The organism is Brenneria sp. L3-3C-1, from assembly GCF_016456245.1.
Lineage (GTDB): Bacteria > Pseudomonadota > Gammaproteobacteria > Enterobacterales > Enterobacteriaceae > Brenneria.
The window spans coordinates 718,476-736,447 of the sequence record NZ_JAEMHF010000001.1 but is presented as its reverse complement, the minus strand read 5'-3'; the positions used below and the strand labels follow the sequence as shown (position 1 = coordinate 736,447).

At 57.4% G+C, this 17,972-nt stretch carries 18 protein-coding genes; 7 read left to right on the top strand and 11 right to left on the bottom strand.

Annotated elements, in window-relative coordinates:
- The first annotated feature begins 2 nt into the window (after window positions 1-2).
- Genes JG725_RS03390 through JG725_RS03380 form a run of 3 tightly spaced genes read left to right on the top strand, consistent with a single transcriptional unit; the run spans window position 3 to window position 3,110 of the window.
- Window positions 3-737 (top strand): SDR family NAD(P)-dependent oxidoreductase, encoded by a 735-nt coding sequence (locus JG725_RS03390; RefSeq protein ID WP_172289415.1) that lies wholly within the window; start codon window positions 3-5, stop codon window positions 735-737.
- Entirely contained in the window at window positions 730-1,827 is a 1,098-nt protein-coding gene (locus JG725_RS03385) for a phosphotransferase (protein WP_233356293.1), read from the top strand. The genes JG725_RS03390 and JG725_RS03385 overlap by 8 nt, the downstream gene beginning before the upstream one ends.
- Complete coding sequence (locus JG725_RS03380) at window positions 1,824-3,110, top strand: aspartate aminotransferase family protein (RefSeq protein WP_199376570.1); 1,287 nt, start codon at window positions 1,824-1,826, stop codon at window positions 3,108-3,110. Before JG725_RS03385 ends, JG725_RS03380 begins: the two co-directional genes overlap by 4 nt.
- Window positions 3,111-3,119: 9 nt before the next feature.
- Here JG725_RS03380 and sctU read toward each other — a convergent pair whose 3' ends face one another.
- From sctU to sctW, 11 genes are read right to left on the bottom strand one after another with little or no spacing between them, the layout of a single operon-like run.
- Window positions 3,120-4,199, bottom strand: a complete 1,080-nt coding sequence (gene sctU, locus JG725_RS03375) for a type III secretion system export apparatus subunit SctU (protein WP_199376568.1) — start codon at window positions 4,197-4,199, stop codon at window positions 3,120-3,122.
- A gap of 59 nt (window positions 4,200-4,258) precedes the next feature.
- On the bottom strand, window positions 4,259-5,050 hold the full coding sequence (gene sctT / locus JG725_RS03370; RefSeq protein ID WP_172289419.1) for a type III secretion system export apparatus subunit SctT: 792 nt from the start codon (window positions 5,048-5,050) through the stop codon (window positions 4,259-4,261).
- Between the two features lie 9 nt (window positions 5,051-5,059).
- On the bottom strand, window positions 5,060-5,320 hold the full coding sequence (gene sctS, locus JG725_RS03365) for a type III secretion system export apparatus subunit SctS (RefSeq protein ID WP_172289420.1): 261 nt from the start codon (window positions 5,318-5,320) through the stop codon (window positions 5,060-5,062).
- A 7-nt stretch (window positions 5,321-5,327) separates the two neighbouring features.
- Window positions 5,328-5,981 carry a type III secretion system export apparatus subunit SctR gene (gene sctR / locus JG725_RS03360; RefSeq protein WP_172289421.1) on the bottom strand — a complete coding sequence of 218 codons (654 nt, stop codon included), beginning with the start codon at window positions 5,979-5,981 and terminating at the stop codon, window positions 5,328-5,330.
- On the bottom strand, window positions 5,978-7,054 hold the full coding sequence (locus tag JG725_RS03355) for a FliM/FliN family flagellar motor switch protein (protein ID WP_199376566.1): 1,077 nt from the start codon (window positions 7,052-7,054) through the stop codon (window positions 5,978-5,980). Before JG725_RS03355 ends, sctR begins: the two co-directional genes overlap by 4 nt.
- Window positions 7,051-7,575, bottom strand: coding sequence for a type III secretion system HrpP C-terminal domain-containing protein (locus JG725_RS03350; protein WP_199376564.1), 525 nt, complete (start codon window positions 7,573-7,575; stop codon window positions 7,051-7,053). The genes JG725_RS03355 and JG725_RS03350 overlap by 4 nt, the downstream gene beginning before the upstream one ends.
- Window positions 7,572-8,009: a type III secretion protein gene (locus JG725_RS03345; RefSeq protein ID WP_172289424.1), complete on the bottom strand. Its 438-nt coding sequence runs from the start codon at window positions 8,007-8,009 to the stop codon at window positions 7,572-7,574. The genes JG725_RS03350 and JG725_RS03345 overlap by 4 nt, the downstream gene beginning before the upstream one ends.
- The gene (sctN, locus tag JG725_RS03340) at window positions 7,999-9,369 is read right to left on the bottom strand and encodes a type III secretion system ATPase SctN (protein ID WP_172289425.1); all 1,371 of its coding nucleotides are present in this window, start codon (window positions 9,367-9,369) and stop codon (window positions 7,999-8,001) included. The genes JG725_RS03345 and sctN overlap by 11 nt, the downstream gene beginning before the upstream one ends.
- Window positions 9,370-10,320 (bottom strand): FHA domain-containing protein, encoded by a 951-nt coding sequence (locus JG725_RS03335; RefSeq protein ID WP_199376562.1) that lies wholly within the window; start codon window positions 10,318-10,320, stop codon window positions 9,370-9,372.
- A 9-nt stretch (window positions 10,321-10,329) separates the two neighbouring features.
- Window positions 10,330-12,432 (bottom strand): type III secretion system export apparatus subunit SctV, encoded by a 2,103-nt coding sequence (sctV, locus tag JG725_RS03330; RefSeq protein ID WP_199376560.1) that lies wholly within the window; start codon window positions 12,430-12,432, stop codon window positions 10,330-10,332.
- On the bottom strand, window positions 12,429-13,571 hold the full coding sequence (sctW, locus tag JG725_RS03325; RefSeq protein WP_172289428.1) for a type III secretion system gatekeeper subunit SctW: 1,143 nt from the start codon (window positions 13,569-13,571) through the stop codon (window positions 12,429-12,431). The genes sctV and sctW overlap by 4 nt, the downstream gene beginning before the upstream one ends.
- A gap of 300 nt (window positions 13,572-13,871) precedes the next feature.
- On the opposite strand from sctW, the gene JG725_RS03320 reads away from it, so the two are divergent.
- The 4 genes from JG725_RS03320 to JG725_RS03305 all read left to right on the top strand — a co-directional run bounded on the left by JG725_RS03320 (window position 13,872) and on the right by JG725_RS03305 (window position 17,965).
- A complete protein-coding gene (locus JG725_RS03320) occupies window positions 13,872-14,417 on the top strand; it encodes an RNA polymerase sigma factor (protein ID WP_172289429.1) in 546 nt (181 codons plus the stop codon).
- Window positions 14,418-14,566: 149 nt separating this feature from the next.
- Complete coding sequence (locus JG725_RS03315) at window positions 14,567-16,033, top strand: PAS domain S-box protein (protein ID WP_172289430.1); 1,467 nt, start codon at window positions 14,567-14,569, stop codon at window positions 16,031-16,033.
- 32 nt (window positions 16,034-16,065) lie between these two features.
- The gene (locus JG725_RS03310) at window positions 16,066-16,707 is read left to right on the top strand and encodes a response regulator transcription factor (protein ID WP_172289431.1); all 642 of its coding nucleotides are present in this window, start codon (window positions 16,066-16,068) and stop codon (window positions 16,705-16,707) included.
- Window positions 16,708-17,020: 313 nt separating this feature from the next.
- Complete coding sequence (locus JG725_RS03305; RefSeq protein WP_172289432.1) at window positions 17,021-17,965, top strand: sigma 54-interacting transcriptional regulator; 945 nt, start codon at window positions 17,021-17,023, stop codon at window positions 17,963-17,965.
- Window positions 17,966-17,972: the final 7 nt, after the last annotated feature.

Genomic DNA, 17,972 nt, shown 5'->3' with positions numbered 1-17,972 from the left:
GTATGACAGACCAAAAGACATTACTGCTGACCGGCGCCAGCCGGGGGATTGGGCATGCCACCGTGAAACACTTCCATGCCGCTGGCTGGCGAATATTCACCGCTTCCCGTCAAAGCTGGGTTGAGGAATGTCCGTGGGCGGAAGGGCTGCTGAACCATATTCACCTCGATCTGGAAGATATCGATAGCCTGCAACAGACATTGCCGTTGATTAAGGCGAAGCTGGGAGGACGGCTCGACGCGTTGGTGGATAACGCGGGAATTTCGCCCAAAGGCGAGGGCGGTAGCCGTCTTGGCGTGCGTGATACCGACTATGCGACCTGGATGCGGGTGTTTAACGTGAACCTATTTTCCTGCGCGCTGTTGGCGAACGGCTTATTTGATGAACTAAAAGCTTCGCAAGGCAGCGTCATAAACATCACCTCGATCGCCGGTTCCCGCGTCCATCCGTTTGCCGGTGCGGCCTATGCGACATCAAAAGCGGCGCTCTCCGCCCTGACGCGCGAAATGGCCTTTGATTTCGGACAGTATGGCGTGCGAGTCAATGCGATTGCGCCGGGAGAAATTGAAACCGCGATTTTATCCCCCGGCACGGACGATATCATTGAGCGGCAGGTGCCGATGCAGCGTTTGGGCAAACCGGAAGAGGTGGCGAGTCTGATCTACTTCCTGTGCACCTCGGGGGCCTCGTATGTCAATGGCGCGGAGATCCACGTCAATGGAGGTCAGCATGTCTGAATGGCCGGGGGGTAATCAGCCATTGCCGTCGCCGAATGCCGAGGTATTTATCGATGCCGATCTGATGACGCAGTCGGTGCCGCAGGTATCCTGCCGGCAGGCGGCGGAGGTCGTGCAGCAACATTATGGTCTGCGTGGCGACGTTAAACTGTTGCAGGGCGAACGCGATCTGAATTTTTGTCTGACCGTTTCGCCTGAGCGGCGCTATATGCTGAAAGTGATTAATGCGGCGGAGTCCGCCGAAGTCAGCGATTTTCAGACTTCGCTGTTACTGCATATTGCCCGGCAGGCGCCCGAGTTGCCCATTCCCCGCGCGATCGTGACGCTTGACGGGCAGGCGGAACCGATTGTGGATATCGGCGGCGTAGCGTTACGGGTGCGTGTGGTCAGCTATCTGGCGGGAACACCGCAGCATCTGGCATTTCCCGCGGTCGCGTTGATGCATGATTTGGGCGACACGCTGGCGCGGTTGGATCGGGCGTTGCACAGTTTCACTCATCCGGCGGCCAAGCGTTCGCTATTGTGGGATATTAGCCGGGCGGAGCAGGTGCGCCCTTATCTGACCTATGTCCGCGACCGGGAACAACAGCAACATATCAGCCGGGTATTTGACCGCTATGATGAATATGTCGCGCCGGTATTAGCCTCGCTGCGCCATCAGACTATTCATAACGATCTCAACCCGCACAATGTACTGGTTAACCCGCAACAACCGACCCAGGTGGCGGGCATTATTGATTTTGGCGATGCGTTGCATGCTCCGCTGGTTTGCGAACTGGCGACGGCGCTGGCGTATCAGATCGGCAACGGCGCCGATCCGTTTGAATATGTTGTGCCGTTTGTCTTTGCATATCACCAACAGTTGCCGCTGACCGCCCGGGAGATCGCGCTGTTGCCCGATCTGATCGCCGCCCGGATGGCGCTGACCATGACCATTGCCCAATGGCGCGCGTCGCTGTATCCCGCCAACCGGGATTATCTGCTGCGTAATCTGCCGTACTGCTGGCGCAGTCTGCGCCAGATGAAAAATTATACCTACGATCAATGCGCCGCCAGACTGTATCAGGCCTGCTATGGAGAGGAATTATGAGTAAAGTGACAATGTCACACGAAGCGACGCGCAGTGACGATCTGTTGTCCCGTCGTCAGCGGGTATTGGGCAGTGGATACCGACTATTTTATGAGCAGCCACTGCACGTGGCGCGGGGCGAAGGCGTCTGGCTGTTTGACCATCAGGGCAACCGCTATCTGGATGTTTATAATAATGTCGCCTCGGTGGGACATTGCCATCCGGCGGTGGTTGAGGCTATAGCCCGGCAGAGTGCGACGCTGAATACCCATACCCGCTATCTGCATGAGGCGATTGTTGATTTCGCCGAAGATTTGCTAAGCGAGTTTCCGGCTGAGTTAAATAATGTGGTGTTCACCTGTACGGGCAGCGAAGCCAACGATCTGGCCCTGCGGGTCGCCCGCCACGTCACCGGCGGAACCGGCGTTCTGGTCACCCGCTGGGCGTATCACGGCGTCACCAGCGCGTTGGCGGAGCTGTCGCCGTCGCTGGGGGCCGGCGTGCCGCGCGGCAATCACGTTAAGCTGATTGATGCGCCCGACCGCTATCGCCGGCCCGGCGAGTTTATCGCCAGCATCCGCTCAGCGCTGTCCGCGATGCAACGCGAGGGTATCCGGCCTGCGGCGCTATTGATTGATACCATTTTTTCCAGCGATGGCGTGTTTTGCGCCCCCGAGGGCGAAATGGCGCAGGCGGCGGCGCTGATCCGTCAGGCCGGCGGACTGTTTATTGCCGATGAAGTTCAGCCGGGATTCGGCCGCACCGGCGAAACCCTGTGGGGCTTTGCCCGGCATGGCGTGGTGCCGGATCTGGTCAGCCTGGGCAAACCGATGGGCAACGGCCACCCGATAGCCGGACTGGTCGGGCGGTCGGCCCTGCTGGAGGCTTTTGGGCGTGAGGTGCGTTACTTTAATACGTTCGGCGGTAATCCGGTGTCCTGCCAGGCGGCGCATGCGGTACTGCGCATTATTCGGCAACAACGGCTACGGCAGAACGCGCAACGGGTGGGAAATTATCTGCATCAGGGATTACAACAGTTGGCGCGGGATTTTCCGCTGATAGGCGATATCCGCGCCTACGGGCTGTTTATCGGCGTCGAACTGATCGCCGAAAGTCACGGTAAACGGCCGGCCACCGAGTTGACGGCAAAGGTGGTGAATGAAATGCGCCGGCGGGGTGTGTTGATTAGCGCCACCGGTCCGGCGGCGAATATTCTGAAGATCCGTCCGCCGCTGATATTTAAGGAACCACACGCCGACCTGTTTCTCAATACGTTGAGTGATGTGCTGAAGTTATTGCGATAGTCACGGAGGTTACTCCATCTCGATAATCTCTTTTTTCTGCGCGTCCTCCAACTGGCGCAGGACGCGATAAACCTGCGCCACCGCCTGTAATGTTTCCCGCGGAATATAGTGGCCTTCCGGGGTGCGGCGGTACAGTGTGCGGGTCAACCAGATAAAGCGGATCACCGGGATGTCCGCTTCTTTGGCGCGGGCAATCAGCTGTTGCGCCTGTTGGTCTTCGCCTTTGCACAGTATGCGCGGTAGCGGCGTTTTACCCGGCCGGTAGTAAAGCGCCACCGCATAGTGCGTCGGGTTGACCAGCAGCATATCCGCATCTTCCACACGTCCTTTGGGACGCGGCGCGGCGGGCTGGTTTAATAGCTCATTCGCCATCGATTTGCGGTGTCCTTTCATGTGCGGGTCGCCTTCCGAATCTTTGTGTTCGTTGCGTAAATCCTGGTGGCTCATGCGCTGTTGCTTGAGGAAAAAATATTTTTGCAAACCGAAATCCATCACCGACAGCACCAGCAGCGCGGTCAGCGTGGTGCGGGCGATACGGGTCAGCAGCGCCTTGACGCCTTGCCAGAATCCGTTCAGATCGCCGTAAGCCAGCTCGACCAGCGCCTCCAGCTCCGGCACCACCACTTTATAAAATACCGTGCCGATGACCGCCGCTTTCAGAATATTGGTCAGCATTTCCGTCAGCTTGCGCATGGAAAACATTTGTTTGAATTGATTGACGGGGTTCAGCCGGTTCAGGTCGAACTTGAGCGCTTCGGGGGCAAACAGCGGGCCGTACTGTATCCAGCCGCCGACGATGCGCAGCAACACCGCTATCGCCGCGCCCAGCAGGCAGAGCGTGCCCGCCAGTATCGCCGCATCGTGAAAGATCTCTTTTGCCGCCTGGGCAAACGGCGCGTCCAGCCGGCGCAACGGCAGTTGTATCAGCGACTGTAGTTTCCCCAGCGTCGTGTCGGCCAGCGCCATAACGCACTCAATCAGCCCCACGCAGATCAGCAACTTGGGCACATCCTGACTTTGTCCGACTTCGCCTTTACGCCGGGCGTCTTTAAGTTTTTTGTCGGTAGGCTTTTCGGTTTTTTCGCTCATCGGCGCATACTCTGTTGGTTTTCTCCGGCTGACGCTCGCGCGTTTCGCCTCCTGGCACGCTAATGGGAAAAAAGCAGGGGAAACACATGCTTCAAATCCGGCAGCACCCGCAGTTTCTGATCGCCCAGGTAGTGCAGCACCGGCAGATAGACGATAAAAAACGCCATGCCCAGCAGACACTTGGCCGGAATCGACAGCACGAAAACCTGTAGCTGCGGGCTATAAAGACTCAGCAGGGAGATACTGAACTCCAACAGCAGCAGCAACGCGACCAGCGGCCCGGCATAGATCACCAGATGGGTGAAGGTTTCCGCCAGCAGCGTCAGGTATACCTCAAACCCCTGTTCGCCGGGCGCGGGCAGCCAGGCGAGGGCGGGCCACACGCGATAACTGTCCCATAACAGCTGGGTGAGGCTGCTCAGGCCGCCCCCGATAATCAGCAGCAGAATAATCAACTGCTTGAGCAGATGGCCGAGCGGGGTGCTGTCGGCGCCCAACGCCGGGTTGAGCTGGCCGCCCATCAGGGCGCCGCGCTGGTTGTCAAACAGCGCGCCCACCGACTCGAACAGCCAGAACGGCATCGCCAGGATCAGCGCAATCAACAACCCGACAATCACCTCCTTGAGCAGCAGGCCGGGCAGCATCGGCCACGAGAGCGGCGTTTGCAGCAACTGCTGCTGGATAACCGGGGCCGGCAGCAGCGTCAACGCGATCACCACCGCGTTGCGCATCATGCCTTTCAGCACGTTAAGCGAAAAAACCGGCACCAGAATAAAGCAGGGATATATCCGGGCCAGCCCCAGCGTGATGGCGATGATAAAATCATAAACCTGCTGAATAGTGGCAATCATCGCGCGTCCTCAGACTCCGGTATGTTCAATCATATTGAAGGCGGTGATGGCGAGCTGCATCAGCTCCACGCCGATCCACCGTCCGCACAGGGCCAGCACCAGGCCGACGGCGAGCAGTTTGACGGCGAACGGCAGCGTTTGATCCTGCAACTGCATCACCGCCTGTAACAGCGAGATCAATACGCCGACGGTAACCGCCACCAGCAGCGGCGGCGCGGAAAGCAGCACCACCATCACCATGGCCTGCCGGAAAAGGGTAATAATCTCCATCAAAGCCTCACAGGTAACTGTAAAACAGCCCGTCCAGCAGGCGCGTCCAGCCGTTAACCAGCACGAACAGCAGCAGCTTCAACGGCAGGGAAAGCGTCATCGGCGCGACCATCTGCATCCCCAGCGCCAGCAGGACATTCGACACAATCAGGTCGATGACGATAAACGGGATATAAATCAGGAAGCCGATTTTAAAACCGGCCTGTAACTCAGACAGTACAAACGCCGGGATCACCAGCAAAAGGTTTTGCGTGTTCACCTTTTCCGATAGCGATACGGGCCACATGCGCAGACTGTTTTCATGCAAATGGGTGAGAATATCCGGGTCGGTATTGCGCGCCATAAAGGTTTGCAACGGGCCGAGTCCATAGCTCACGCTGTCCTGCAAGCGCGTGATATCGGTCATATCCAGCGGCTTTTCCTGCACCCGCTTGGTAATGTCCTGAAACACCGGCGCCATGACAAACAGCGTCGCCGCCAGAGCGATACCGTACAGCGCCATATTGGGCGGCACCTGCTGTACGCCGATGGCGTTGCGGGTAATCAACAGTACGATGGCAATCTTCAGAAAGCAGGTACAGACAATCATCAGCAGCGGGATCAACGACAGCGCGCCGAGAAACAGCGCAAACATCAACGGATCGAACGCACCCGACGTCATAGGGCCGACTCCCGTTCTGATGTGTTTTCCGCGTCGACGGACGCCGCGAGAGACAACAGCCGGGTGATCTGCAACCCCAGTTTGCCCTCCACATCCACCAGATCCCCCTGGGCCAGCGGGATCTCGCCGTAGTAGAGCCAGGCTTCCCCCGGCGTCACGTCACTGAGCGTCAACACCGAACCCTCGGCTAAACGCTGTAAATCGGGCAGCGTAGACATCAGGTTTCCACACCGGACGGTCAGAGTAACCGGCAGCGGCGGCAATGGGGCCGTAAAATCGGTGACGTTGTCACTCTCTTGATGGAAAACGGCCGGATTTTCCGACGGTAAGGGCGCGATTGATGAACTCACAGGCAGGTTCTCCATGTCAGTAACGGTAAAACGATAAGGGGCAAGTCCGGTCAATTGCAGGTTGCCGTACAGACGCCATGGCGGCAAAACCACGCTCCCCTGACCGGAAGGTGAAAAATAGGGATAATTCGGCAGCAGCACCGCGCCCGGCTGGATGTGGCGCAGAGCTTCAGGCGTCACCATCGCTTCGGCCAGCACCAGCGGCGATGACAGGGTAAAAATATCCGGCAAGGGCGCGCAGGGCCGCCGCCAGCCGGCGTGGGACAACAGCGCCAGCCAGGTGCTCGCCGCGGTCTGTATCCGGCTGCGGCTACGGATGCCGTTCCAGCTTACGGTCAGCCAGCCGTCAATCGGCTCATGATGAGTCTCGGACTCCGCGTACGGATAAATTTCACCCAGCAAAGCATGCAGCGCCGGACAGAGCGACTGGTTATATAGCGTCCAGTACCATTCATAGGCCGGATCGGCGGCGTCGGTGACCGGCAACAGCGGGCAGTCGGCGAGCAGGCTCAGCATCGGCGCGGGTTCGGAAAGGGAGAACCGTCCGCCGTCGCAACGCCAGTGGCTATTCAGATCCTGACTTTCCCCGTCGGCCAGGCGCAGATGCAAAGCGCCGGCCTGGCTGTCACGGTGGAACGGCAACGTCAGTCCGGCGGCCAGCGCCTGCCTTACCTGCGCCTGTTCGGCGCTTATCGACGCCAGCGTCAGCGGACGAACGTTCATCGGTATGACTCCCTGGCCTCAAAGCTCAGGTTCACCGGACAATTCAACGCGTCAGATAAGGCGCGGCGACACGACTCCCGGCGATCTTTCAAACACTGGTAGCTTTCCCGGCTGAAGCGTAATGAGATATCCCAGCCGCGCGGCGTCAGATTTGCCAGCCGGGCGTCGATATCGCCTAACTGCGGGAGCTGCAAGCTGAACGAAAAGGGCGGATAGCCGATGTTGTCCAATGCTTCAATCAGTTCGCATTGTAACGGCGACCAGAGAGACGGCAACGATTGTGACGGCGTCACGTCTTCTGCGCCGTGCGGGGCGAAAGACGGCGGCGAAAGAGAAAGGCAAGCCGGATCGGTCGGCGGCAGGTCGCGGGCGTCATCCTGCTCCAATGCGAATTCAAAGCCGGTCGAGAAGTTGAAAGCCTCCCAAAAATCCACACCGGCTTTTTCCTCCGACGAGGTCGCCCGGCCTCCTTGCGTGTGGAAAGCGGCGGTTTCCGGTGATGAAATCAGTCGATTGTTCATAGATTCTCCTGAGGTAACGTGAGCAGAAATTCCAGTTTTTCTACCGCTTTCTGACACTGACGGGTGGTCTGCCGGGCGTGCTTAACCTGTTGTTGTTGGTTCTGCTGCGCGACACGGTTGCTTTCGCCCCGTTGCGTTTCGGCATGGATGTCGTGAAGAAGTCGCTGCTCGTCATGCAATCGCTTTTTAAGGTTTTCCTGCGTCTGTTGCCGGCCTTGCATCTGGCTTACAAAGGCGTCCCGCTGTTGCCGGCCGCTCAGTTGCAGGGCGTCCAGACGTTGCCGATGCGCCGCTTGTTCGGCGTCAAGGCGGTTAAGCGTTTGTTCTTCCTGGCGTAGCTGCCGCTCGCTGCGGCTCAGCCGCTGGCGGCGTATCGGCATCAGCAGGTTTAGCGTAGCCTGCAACGCGTCGGCTTCGGGGAGGTTATGAGGCATAGCGGCTGACTCCGGCCAATTGTTGCTGAATGACGTCATACGGCATGGGATCGCGCATGGCCTGACGCAGGAACTGGGTAATTTCCTCATGGGCGCTGACCGCCGAATCGGTCAGCGCATCGTGACCGGGCTGATATTCCCCCAGCCGGATCAGCATTTCGACCTGCTTGTAGGCCGCCATCAGGCGACGGATGGCGCCGGCATGGCGGTTATGCTCGAGCTCAACCACATTACTCATGGTGCGACTCAGGCTGGCCAGCACATCAATGGCCGGATAATGCCCCTGTTCGGCCAATCGCCGGGTGAGCACAATGTGTCCGTCAATCAACGAGCGCACTTCATCCGCCACCGGATCGTTCATCGAATCCTGTTCGATCAGCACCGAATAGAGCGCGGTGATGGCACCTTGCTGCGTCTGCCCGGCGCGTTCCACCAGCCGGGGCAGTAAGGTATAAACCGAGGGGGGCAAGCCGCCGCGTCCCTGCGGTTCGCCCAGCGCCAGCCCGATCTCCCGCTGGGCGCGGGCAAAACGTGTCAGCGAATCGATAATCAGCAGCACCTGTTTACCGGCGGCACGATAGGCTTCGGCAATGGCCGTAGCGGTAAAGGCGGCGCGCGCGCGCTCCATACTACTGCGATCGGAGGTGGAGCAGACCAGCACGGTACGGCTGCGCAATTCGTCATCCAGTTCATGATCGAGGAATTCGCGCAGTTCGCGGCCGCGTTCGCCAATCAGCCCGAAAACGATGGCGTCGCACGGGGTGTTGCGCGCCAGTTCCGCCAACAGCGTGGTTTTGCCGCAGCCGGCGCCGGCAAAAATGCCGACGCGCTGTCCCTGACCGAGGGTGAGCAAGCCGTCAACCGCGCGCAGGCCGGTGGGCAATGGGGCGCTAATGCGCGGACGGGCGGTCGGCGGCGGCGCATCGCCCAGCACCGGCATGGCGTGGCCGTGCGCGTGGCCGGGTTCGACAAACGCGCTTTGGCCGCCGGCCTCCAGCGCCCGCCCGAAGCCGTCCAGCACGCTGCCGAACAGGGCGTCGGAAACCTGAATGCAATGGGGCTGATACAGCGGCGTGACTACGGCGCCCTGGGCGATGCCGTCCAGCGCCCCCAGCGCGGACAAAAAGGTGTTATGCGGGCTAAAGCCCACCACCTCCGCCATCATCTGGCTTCCGTCCTTGCGCGACACCAGACACAAATCGCCGATGCGCGCCTGCGGCAAGCCGCACTCCAGCAAAATGCCGCTAATCGCCAGGATACGCCCCTTTAAATCAATGGGCGCGAAAGCGGATAGATGTTGTCGCTGCTGCTGAACCCAGTGAGCGAGCAGCGGGAAGGGAGCGATTGCTTGCGTGTGCATTTACCAGTTCACCTTTATCTGCTGTTTGCCGCCAAATTCAATCTGATGATCGTCAATGCTCACCAGACGAAGGCTGTCGATTTCATCGCCGACAAAAAAACGTCTGCCGTCGGCGGTGACCACGTTGGCGTGCGGTCCGCCGGTCACCTGAACTATCTGAAAGGGCAGTTTTTCCACTTTCAGCCGGGTGCGGTTTTCGACGATCAGCGCGGTTCTATAACGTTGGTGGAGTTGGATGAGCATCCGTTCCAGTTTTTTTTGTTCTTCAGGCGTTAATTGTCCGGTCAACGTAATGCGGTCGTGATTGGCCGCGGTTTTCACCGCGCCGCCGAGTTCCCGTTCCTGCAACAGGGTGTGCAACGTCGCGCTCAGTTGCGGCAGCGTCCCGATCGCCCGGCGCGAGTCCTGCGGCGATGGCGCGGCGGGCATCGCTACGCTCTCCTGTAGCTGCCAACTGCCGATCATGCTAATCAGCAATAGGCTGAGCAGCAGATAGCAGCCCTTGGCCCATAGGGGTAAGCGGGAAGGTTTGACCGGCGAGACGTCAGGAACCGGCTGGGGGGAGGATCTTTCCGCCACAGCCGCCGATTCCGCGCTGGCCTCTGCTTCCGGGATCGCGCTATCCGGCGGCGCGCGCTCTTCTTCTTCATCGTGCCAGGGGGTATCGGCAGCCACGACGCACAGCCAGATCTGGCCGGCGGCAAACGGCGTACCGGGCGACAGATCGGCGACCTGCGCGATCGCGTGTCCTTCGGCGTCACACAGCGCGCCGGCCAGCGCGGAAAGCCGCCAGCCGGTTTCCGTTTTTTCCAGCAAACAATGATGGGACTGAATCCCTGGATCGTAGAGCACCAGGTCGGCATCGTCGGCGGCGCCCACCCGCCAGGAAGTACCGCTTAACGGCAGCGCCGCGCCACGATGTAAACCAGTCAGCACGCGTAACTCAAACATATCTTCTTCCTATGCGCTAAAAGGGGCTGAGGCGTCATACAGGTCAATGCGCCCGATGACGTTGATCGACAAATTGGATTCCAGTTCGGTAAAAGAGAGCACCGGAACGCGGTGGAATTCGTCCTGCAATAGCGTCCGCAGCGGGCTGCGTAAGTCTTGCGCCACCAGCAGCAGACCGGAGAGCGGCGCAAAGGACGGAAAGGCGCGCCGCAGTTGTTCGAGCAGGGCGCCTGCATCGTCCTGCGCCAGCGCAAAGAAGGTTTCATTTTGCGTTTGGCGCAGCGCGTCGCGCAGTTGTTCTTCGCTTTCCGGCGTCAACAGCCAGACGGCCAGGCTGTTCTCCTGACTATACTGATGGCAAATTTGCGACTTCAGCGCCAGACGTACGTAGTCGGTCAATGCATGGGTATCCCGTTCATGCTGGCCGACCTCAATCAGCGCTTCGGCAATCGGGCGAACCGAACGTAACGGAACCCGTTCGGAAGCCAGCCGCTGCAATACGCCGGCAAAACGCGACAGCGGCATAATGCGTTGCAACTCCTGCGCCAGTTCCGGTTGTTCGCTCTCCAGCCAGGCCAGAATGGATTTGGTTTCCTGCAAACCGATGAACTGCGCGCCGGTGCGGTGGATAGCCTGCTCCATCCGTTCAAGAATCAACTGTTCCGCAGACCAATACGCCATCTCATCCTGCTGTAGCGCGGCATGCGTCTGCGGCAGCCACAGCCAGTGGTTTTCTTCCCTTAACGGCGATCCCGGCTCATGCCCGTCGGGCATTTGCCGATCGACGGACGATAGCCTCACGGCAACAAGGTCGGCGGTGAAAGTCGCTTTGACGTAAGGGATCTCATACACGCAAAACTGAAATTCATCCTCGGCGAGACGAGCGCTGAACTCGATATCAAACGACGGCAGAGTAAAGCCGAACTGGTAAACCAGCCGGTTGCGCAAGCGGCGAATATTTTGTATCAGCGAAAGGGTCGCCGGTTGCCCCTGCCAGACCGGATGAAAAAGCAGTAAATAGGCGCGGGTCGGGTTGAAGCGACGCAAGTCCTGATAGCCGTTTTGCTCCGCGGGCAGGTTATCCGCCTGCAACTGGCTTTCACTCAGCAACCCTTGCTGTTTGATGCGCCAAAGTTGAAACAGGCCGCTACCCAGCGAGCTCAGGCTGATCATGACAAACACCAGGGTCGGCATACCGGGCAGCAAGGCAAAACCGAACATGCCAATGGCGGAAATAATCCAGGCTTTCGGCTGACTGGTCAGCTGCTCGGCGATTTCCCGGCCGATATTGGCGTCAACTTTTTGTCCGTCTGCCGAGACGCGGGTGATAATCATCCCGGCGGTCAGGGAGATCAGCAGCGCCGGGATCTGGGCGATCAGTCCATCGCCGATGGTTAACACCGAATAGATATGCATGGCGTCGGCGGCGGCCATCTCATGCTGCAATACGCCGATAGCGAAGCCGCCGATCATATTGATAAACACAATCACCAGCGAGGCGATGGCGTCGCCCTTAACGAATTTCATCGCTCCGTCCATCGCCCCGAACAACTGGCTTTCTTTGGCTAGATTCTCACGCCGCTGGCGAGCCTGATGGGCTTCAATCAATCCGGCCCGCAGATCGCTGTCGATAGACATTTGCTTACCGGGCATGGCGTCCAGCGTAAAACGCGCCGCGACCTCGGCCACCCGCTCGGAACCTTTGGTGATCACCAGAAAGTTCACCACGGTCAAAATCAGGAAGATCACCAGACCGACCGCCAGATTACCGCCCACCACATAGTTGCCGAACGCTTCCACGATATGACCGCCGTCCTGTTGCAACAGGATCTGGCGAGTCGTGGAGATGGACAGCGCCAACCGGAACATGGTGGTCAGCAGCAATACCGCCGGGAAGGTGGAGAAAGCCAGCGGCTTGGGTAAATACATCGCCAGGACGATCAATAGCGACGAAATACAGATGTTAAAAGCAATCAGCACGTCAATCAGGCTGGTTGGCAGCGGAATAATCATCATGAACACGATCGACATGACGATAACGGCCCCCACCACCTCGGAGCGCTGCATGGCGCTCAGGGCGATGCGGTTAAGAAAGACGATCAGTAGATTCATGCCGACCCCTTACCCGGCGAATGGGCGGCCTGCTGTTTTTCATACTGCGCGAATTCGCCGATCAGACCGCGAATAATCTGTAGCGCCGTTTGCCGGTTTTTGACATCGCGCCACAGCGGCTGCGGCAGTTGACTCACCAGCGGCAGCAGGCCATTGAAAAACAGCGTTTGATGGTGCGGTTGCGTACCCGCCACTTCCCGCCCCAGGTTATGCAGATCGCGGGCATAGGCGCCGTTGGCGCTCAGGCCGATCAAGCGGCGCGTCAAATCCACCGCGCCGAGCGTAAACGCCGGGAGTTTGGTTTCCAGCCGGGCGAGCAGGGCCTGACTGGACGACAGCGTATGGCTTAAATGTTGCGCGTCGTTGAGGTTGCTCAGCATCTTGCTTAAGACGGTTTTGGAAATGGACGGCGCCAGTGATGCGATGTCCGCCGCCAACGCACGTTGCAACGTTCTCAATCCGATAGAAAAGGTTTTGCTGTCAAAACGCTCCAGCAACGAATCCAGCAGGGCGCTGGCCGATTGCTGATGCACGATTTTCTGGTAATAGAGATCGCGCATGGCCTGTTTTTGTTCCGGCTGGGTGCTGAACAGGGAAATGGCCGCTGCCGTATTCAACCCCGCCCGAACCTCCGGCCCTTTTGCCTGATGCAGCGTTTGCAGCGCCTGTTCAGCCACCGCCGCCAGCGCCGGTTGCTCCTGCGCCTGACTGAGAACGTGGCGTAACAGAATATCGCCGCGCGCCGGGTCATTGCCGGCAGCCTGTAGAATATCGTCCAGCGTTGGCGGCGTTTCCCGCATCAACAGGTTGCGCATGCGGCCTAGCTGTTCATCCAGCGTACTCTGTGACGGATTTTCCAGCATTCGGAACAATTCAGTGAGTTTTTCAATCCGCTCGACGCTGGCCGTGGTGTGCCCCTCCGGCTGGCTAATATGACGCCGGTTCAGGGACTTGCTTCTGCGCTCGGCATGCTCGCCGAACGCCATGGCGATTTCTTCCATTGAGGTCGATAACGGCGCGTGCAGCGGCGCATGTTGCGCCGTGGCTTTCGGTGTTGCCGCGGCCGCCGGCTCATCGTCGCTGGTTATCTGCCGAGTCAACGGCGTAGTTGGCGGTAAGACACCGGGGATCTTGATCATTTTGCGGTCCTGCGTGAATCGACAAGTGCTGTTGTGTGGCGGAAAAGCGCGGCAGGTTCCCGAAAATAGCGTGAAAGCAATTTGCGGCGTCCGGGAGAGTGGTAATGTGACTGAAATGTTATTTTGCATATTGCAAAAACTGGCGAAATCAATTGGTTTTTCTTGGCAAAAAATGGCACAAAGATAGGCTGTGTTAAAATTAAATATTTAAATATCAGTTAGATAAAATTAAAGTCGGGCTGGCACAGGGCTTGCTCTACCGTTTTCGCCAATAGGGGCAAATTAACGGAGAGTAAACCAATGGAAATGTTCACCCTGACACATGCCGAGCAAGTCAACGCGGTATACCCGACGCCTTCTGTTAACTGGGAGGCGGTGTTTCGTCAGCACGGGAAGAAGCTGTATCACTTCATCTACAAACGTGTCGGTAACCATGACGACGTCGAGGATTTACAGCAAATGACCTATCTGGAAGTGCTGAAACATCAGGATAAGTTTGCCGGCGCCTCTCGCCCGGAGACCTGGGTATTTGGTATTGCGCTTAATCTGGTGCGCAATTATTTCAGACAGGCCAGGCTGCGTTCACAGGAAATAGGGGATGAAGCGCTGGAACACCTGGCGGGTGATGCCGATCCGGGCATTATCACCGAGAGCCAGAATGCGCTGAAGAGAGCGCTTGAGGCGATGGCGTATTTACCGGAGGACACTTGCCAAATGCTGATTCAGCTGGTTGATTCCGACGCCAGCTATCAGGATCTTGCTGTACGGCTGAATATTCCTATTGGTACGGTGCGCTCGCGTTTGTCGCGCGCACGTTACGCTATTCGTCGCGCTGTGGATGCCTGAACCGTGTTCGGCAGCGCGGATAATTGTCGCTGTCAGGTGATGCGATCTTCATCATCGCCGGTTTTTCCCTGTCAATAATCCTGTGGCGTTGACGAAACACCTGCATGGCGGGGCCATGCAGGTAATCTTAATTCACCAAGGAGATGACAATGATGTTTACCCAACCCTTTCGTGCGGATCACGATACGCAACTCCCCAAACTGGAATTGGTGGATTTTGCATTCAGCCGCATCAAAGATGCGATTTATATCGTAAATGCCGAGGAGCGCTTTTGTTACGCCAATGAAGCCGCCTGTCAGACGCTGGGCTACAGCATAACCGAGTTTATGCGCCTGAGCGTGGTGGATATCGATCCTCGCTGGCCTTCTCAGAATCGCATACCGACCTGGTGGCAGGAATATAACTCGGATAGAGGAATAACCTTTGAAACGCAGCACATGACCCGATATGGCATGATTATTCCGGTAGAAGTCAATTTAACCCACTTCAAACATAAAGGATGTAGCTACAGCATGTGTGTAGTAAGAGATATCAGGGAACGTAAACATATTGAGCAGTTGGCCTATGCACGAGAACAGGAGTTTCGCGCGCTGGTCGAAAATACGCCCGATTTGATTATTCGTTTTGATCCGCAATTAAACTGCCTGTACGCCAACCCGGCGACGCTGACCCACCTTAATTTCACCATCGAGCAATTACGCGGGCGTATGATGACCGAATTGATGCCGGGGGCAGGATGCGCGGCGCGGATGGAACAACTGGTGAAACAGGTGGTGGATACACGCAGCAGCGCCGAAGGCGAACTCATGGAAGAACGGGGAAAAGGCGTTCAGCGCCACCAGGCTATTCAACATATTCGCTGTGTGCCTGAATTTGATCAGCATGGCGCGCTGGTTTCTATCCTGACGGTGGGCAGGGATATCACGGCGATCCGCTACGCGGAGAAAAAGCTGGCGGATTCACATATGCAACTGCGTCTGCTGGCGCGCCAGCGCGAAATTTCACGCGAGGAAGAGCGTAAACACATCGCCCAGGAGATCCATGACGAACTGGGGCAACATCTGACGACCATCCGTATGAGCCTGTCGCTGCTGCGGATGTGTTTTGCCAAAAATAACCCGGATATGCTGGAGCCGTTGCAGAAACTGATGCTGTTATCGGATCAGACCATCCAGGTGGTGCGCAATGTCGCCACCCAACTGCGGCCCAATGTGCTGAATATGGGGCTGACGCCGTCGCTGGAGTGGTTGTGCGACGAATTCAACCGTAATCATCGTACCGTCTGTCTGTTCAAGTGCAGCGGCCCGCGGGTGGTGCTTAATGATGAAAGCGCCACGGCGGCGTTCCGCGTCGCGCAGGAATCCCTGACCAATGTGGCCCGCTATGCCGATGCAACACAGGTGGTGATAACGCTGAAGAACCAACCTAACAGGGTCGTGTTGCGTATTCAGGATAACGGTAAGGGCTTCGATGTACGGATCAATAACCCAAACGCCTTTGGTCTGATAAGCATGAAAGAGCGCGGACGTATGCTGGGCGGCGATGTGTCTATCAAGAGTACGCAAGGAAAAGGGACGGTGGTACAACTGAGTTTTCCCAAGGAAGCGGCGAGCTGAAGCCGGAACAACTTACAAAAAGGAATGATGCTATGTCTAAACAGATACGTTTAATGATCGCCGACGACCACGTGATCATGCGTGAAGGGCTGAAGCAGATTTTTGCGCTGGATGCGGCGTTGAGCGTGGTGGCGGAGGCGGGCAGCGGGGCGCAGGTGTTGACCCAGTTGCGCTGTCACCAAATTGATATGCTGCTGCTGGATATGTGTATGCCCGGTATCAGCGGCGAAGCGCTGATACTGCGCATCGTGGCGCAGTATCCCCGGTTGCCGATTCTGGTGCTCAGCATGTTCAGCGAGGCGCAAATCGCCCAGCACGCGCTCAAGAGCGGCGCCAGAGGCTACATCACCAAAGATAAGGATCCGGAGGCGCTGCTGTCCGCCATTCGACGGGTGGCCGGCGGGGCGCGCTATATCGACCATACGATTGCCGAGCAACTGGTGTTCTCCAACTGCGGGGAAAGCGGCCGGGCGGCGCACGACATCTTAACGTCGCGTGAGCTGCAAATCATGATCATGTTCGCGCAGGGCATGGGGATTAACACCATCGCCGATGAGCTGGCGATCAGCAACAAAACCGTCAGTACCCATAAGGCGCGTCTGATGGAAAAAATGCAGTTCAGCACCAATGCTGAAATTATTAAATATGTGTTTACCAAAAAGCTGATCGCCTGAGCGGCCTTTACAGTTTCTTGAATATAACCTTACGATTTCTTTAATATTGGATTTTTCATTAACCTATTGTATTTATATGGATTAATTTCAAAATTGTAGGAATTTCCTGACAATATTTTCGGCAATTCCTACGTGATGTTCAGCGATAATCCGATAGTTTCAATTTTCAATGCCGGTAATGCTTGTTACGGTTTCAACAACGTGTAACCGGGTTCGCTAATCCTCCCCGGTGTTGTATGGATCGAATGGCCAATTTAACCATGAGCGGTATACGGAAGGTATAAAGTTAGCCCGGATGGGCGCAGGAGCAGGCATGATTAATGATTTCTATCAAGATGGACATTCTCATTTGATTCCAGAGACTGCCGCGCATTACAGCGATGATTTTCACGCGGCGTTGTCTCCTCTGATCAACACCATTGCACCACTCAATGTCGATATTGTACTGGAAGGAGAAACCGGAACAGGGAAAGATACGCTGGCTCACCGTATTCATCAGGCATCAAAATGCAGCGGCCCGCTGGTTGCGGTGAACTGCGCGGCTATTCCCGAGAGTCTGGCGGAAAGCGAATTGTTCGGCGTGGTGTCCGGCGCCTATACCGGCGCCAGCCGCTCCCGCGCCGGTTATCTGGAAAGCGCCGACAAAGGCATCCTTTTTCTGGATGAGATCGACAGTATGCCGATGACGCTACAGGCTAAAATGCTGCGGGTGCTGGAAAGCCGGGGCGTAAAGCGGTTGGGCAGCACGCAATTTACGCCTGTCGATATGCGGGTGATAGTGGCGACCCAAACGCCGTTGCTGCAACTGGTGGAGAAAGGCTTATTCAGACGGGATCTCTATTTTCGGCTGGATACGGTAAAAATACAGTTGCCCACTTTGCGTTCGTGCAGTGATTTAATTATCCCGCTCTTTCAGCGTTTCAGTCTGGAAGCCGCGCAACGTCTGAAAAGGTCCGTACCGCTGTTGACGGCGGATATTCACGAATTGCTGCTGACCCACGCCTGGCCCGGTAATATCCGCGAGTTAAAGGCGGCGGCCGAACGCTGGGTGCTGGGGATTTCTCCGTTGGCCATGGTGCCGCTGGCGCGTCATTCCCCTCTGCAACTGCGAGACCGGTTAAAGCGTATCGAGAGATTCCTTATTCAGGACTCCCTGCGTCGGCACGATCACTGCATCGATGAGGTGGTGATGGAACTGGGGATCCCCAAACGCACGTTATATCACCGTCTTAAGGTGCTGAACGTCAGCGCGCGGTAGGTCACCC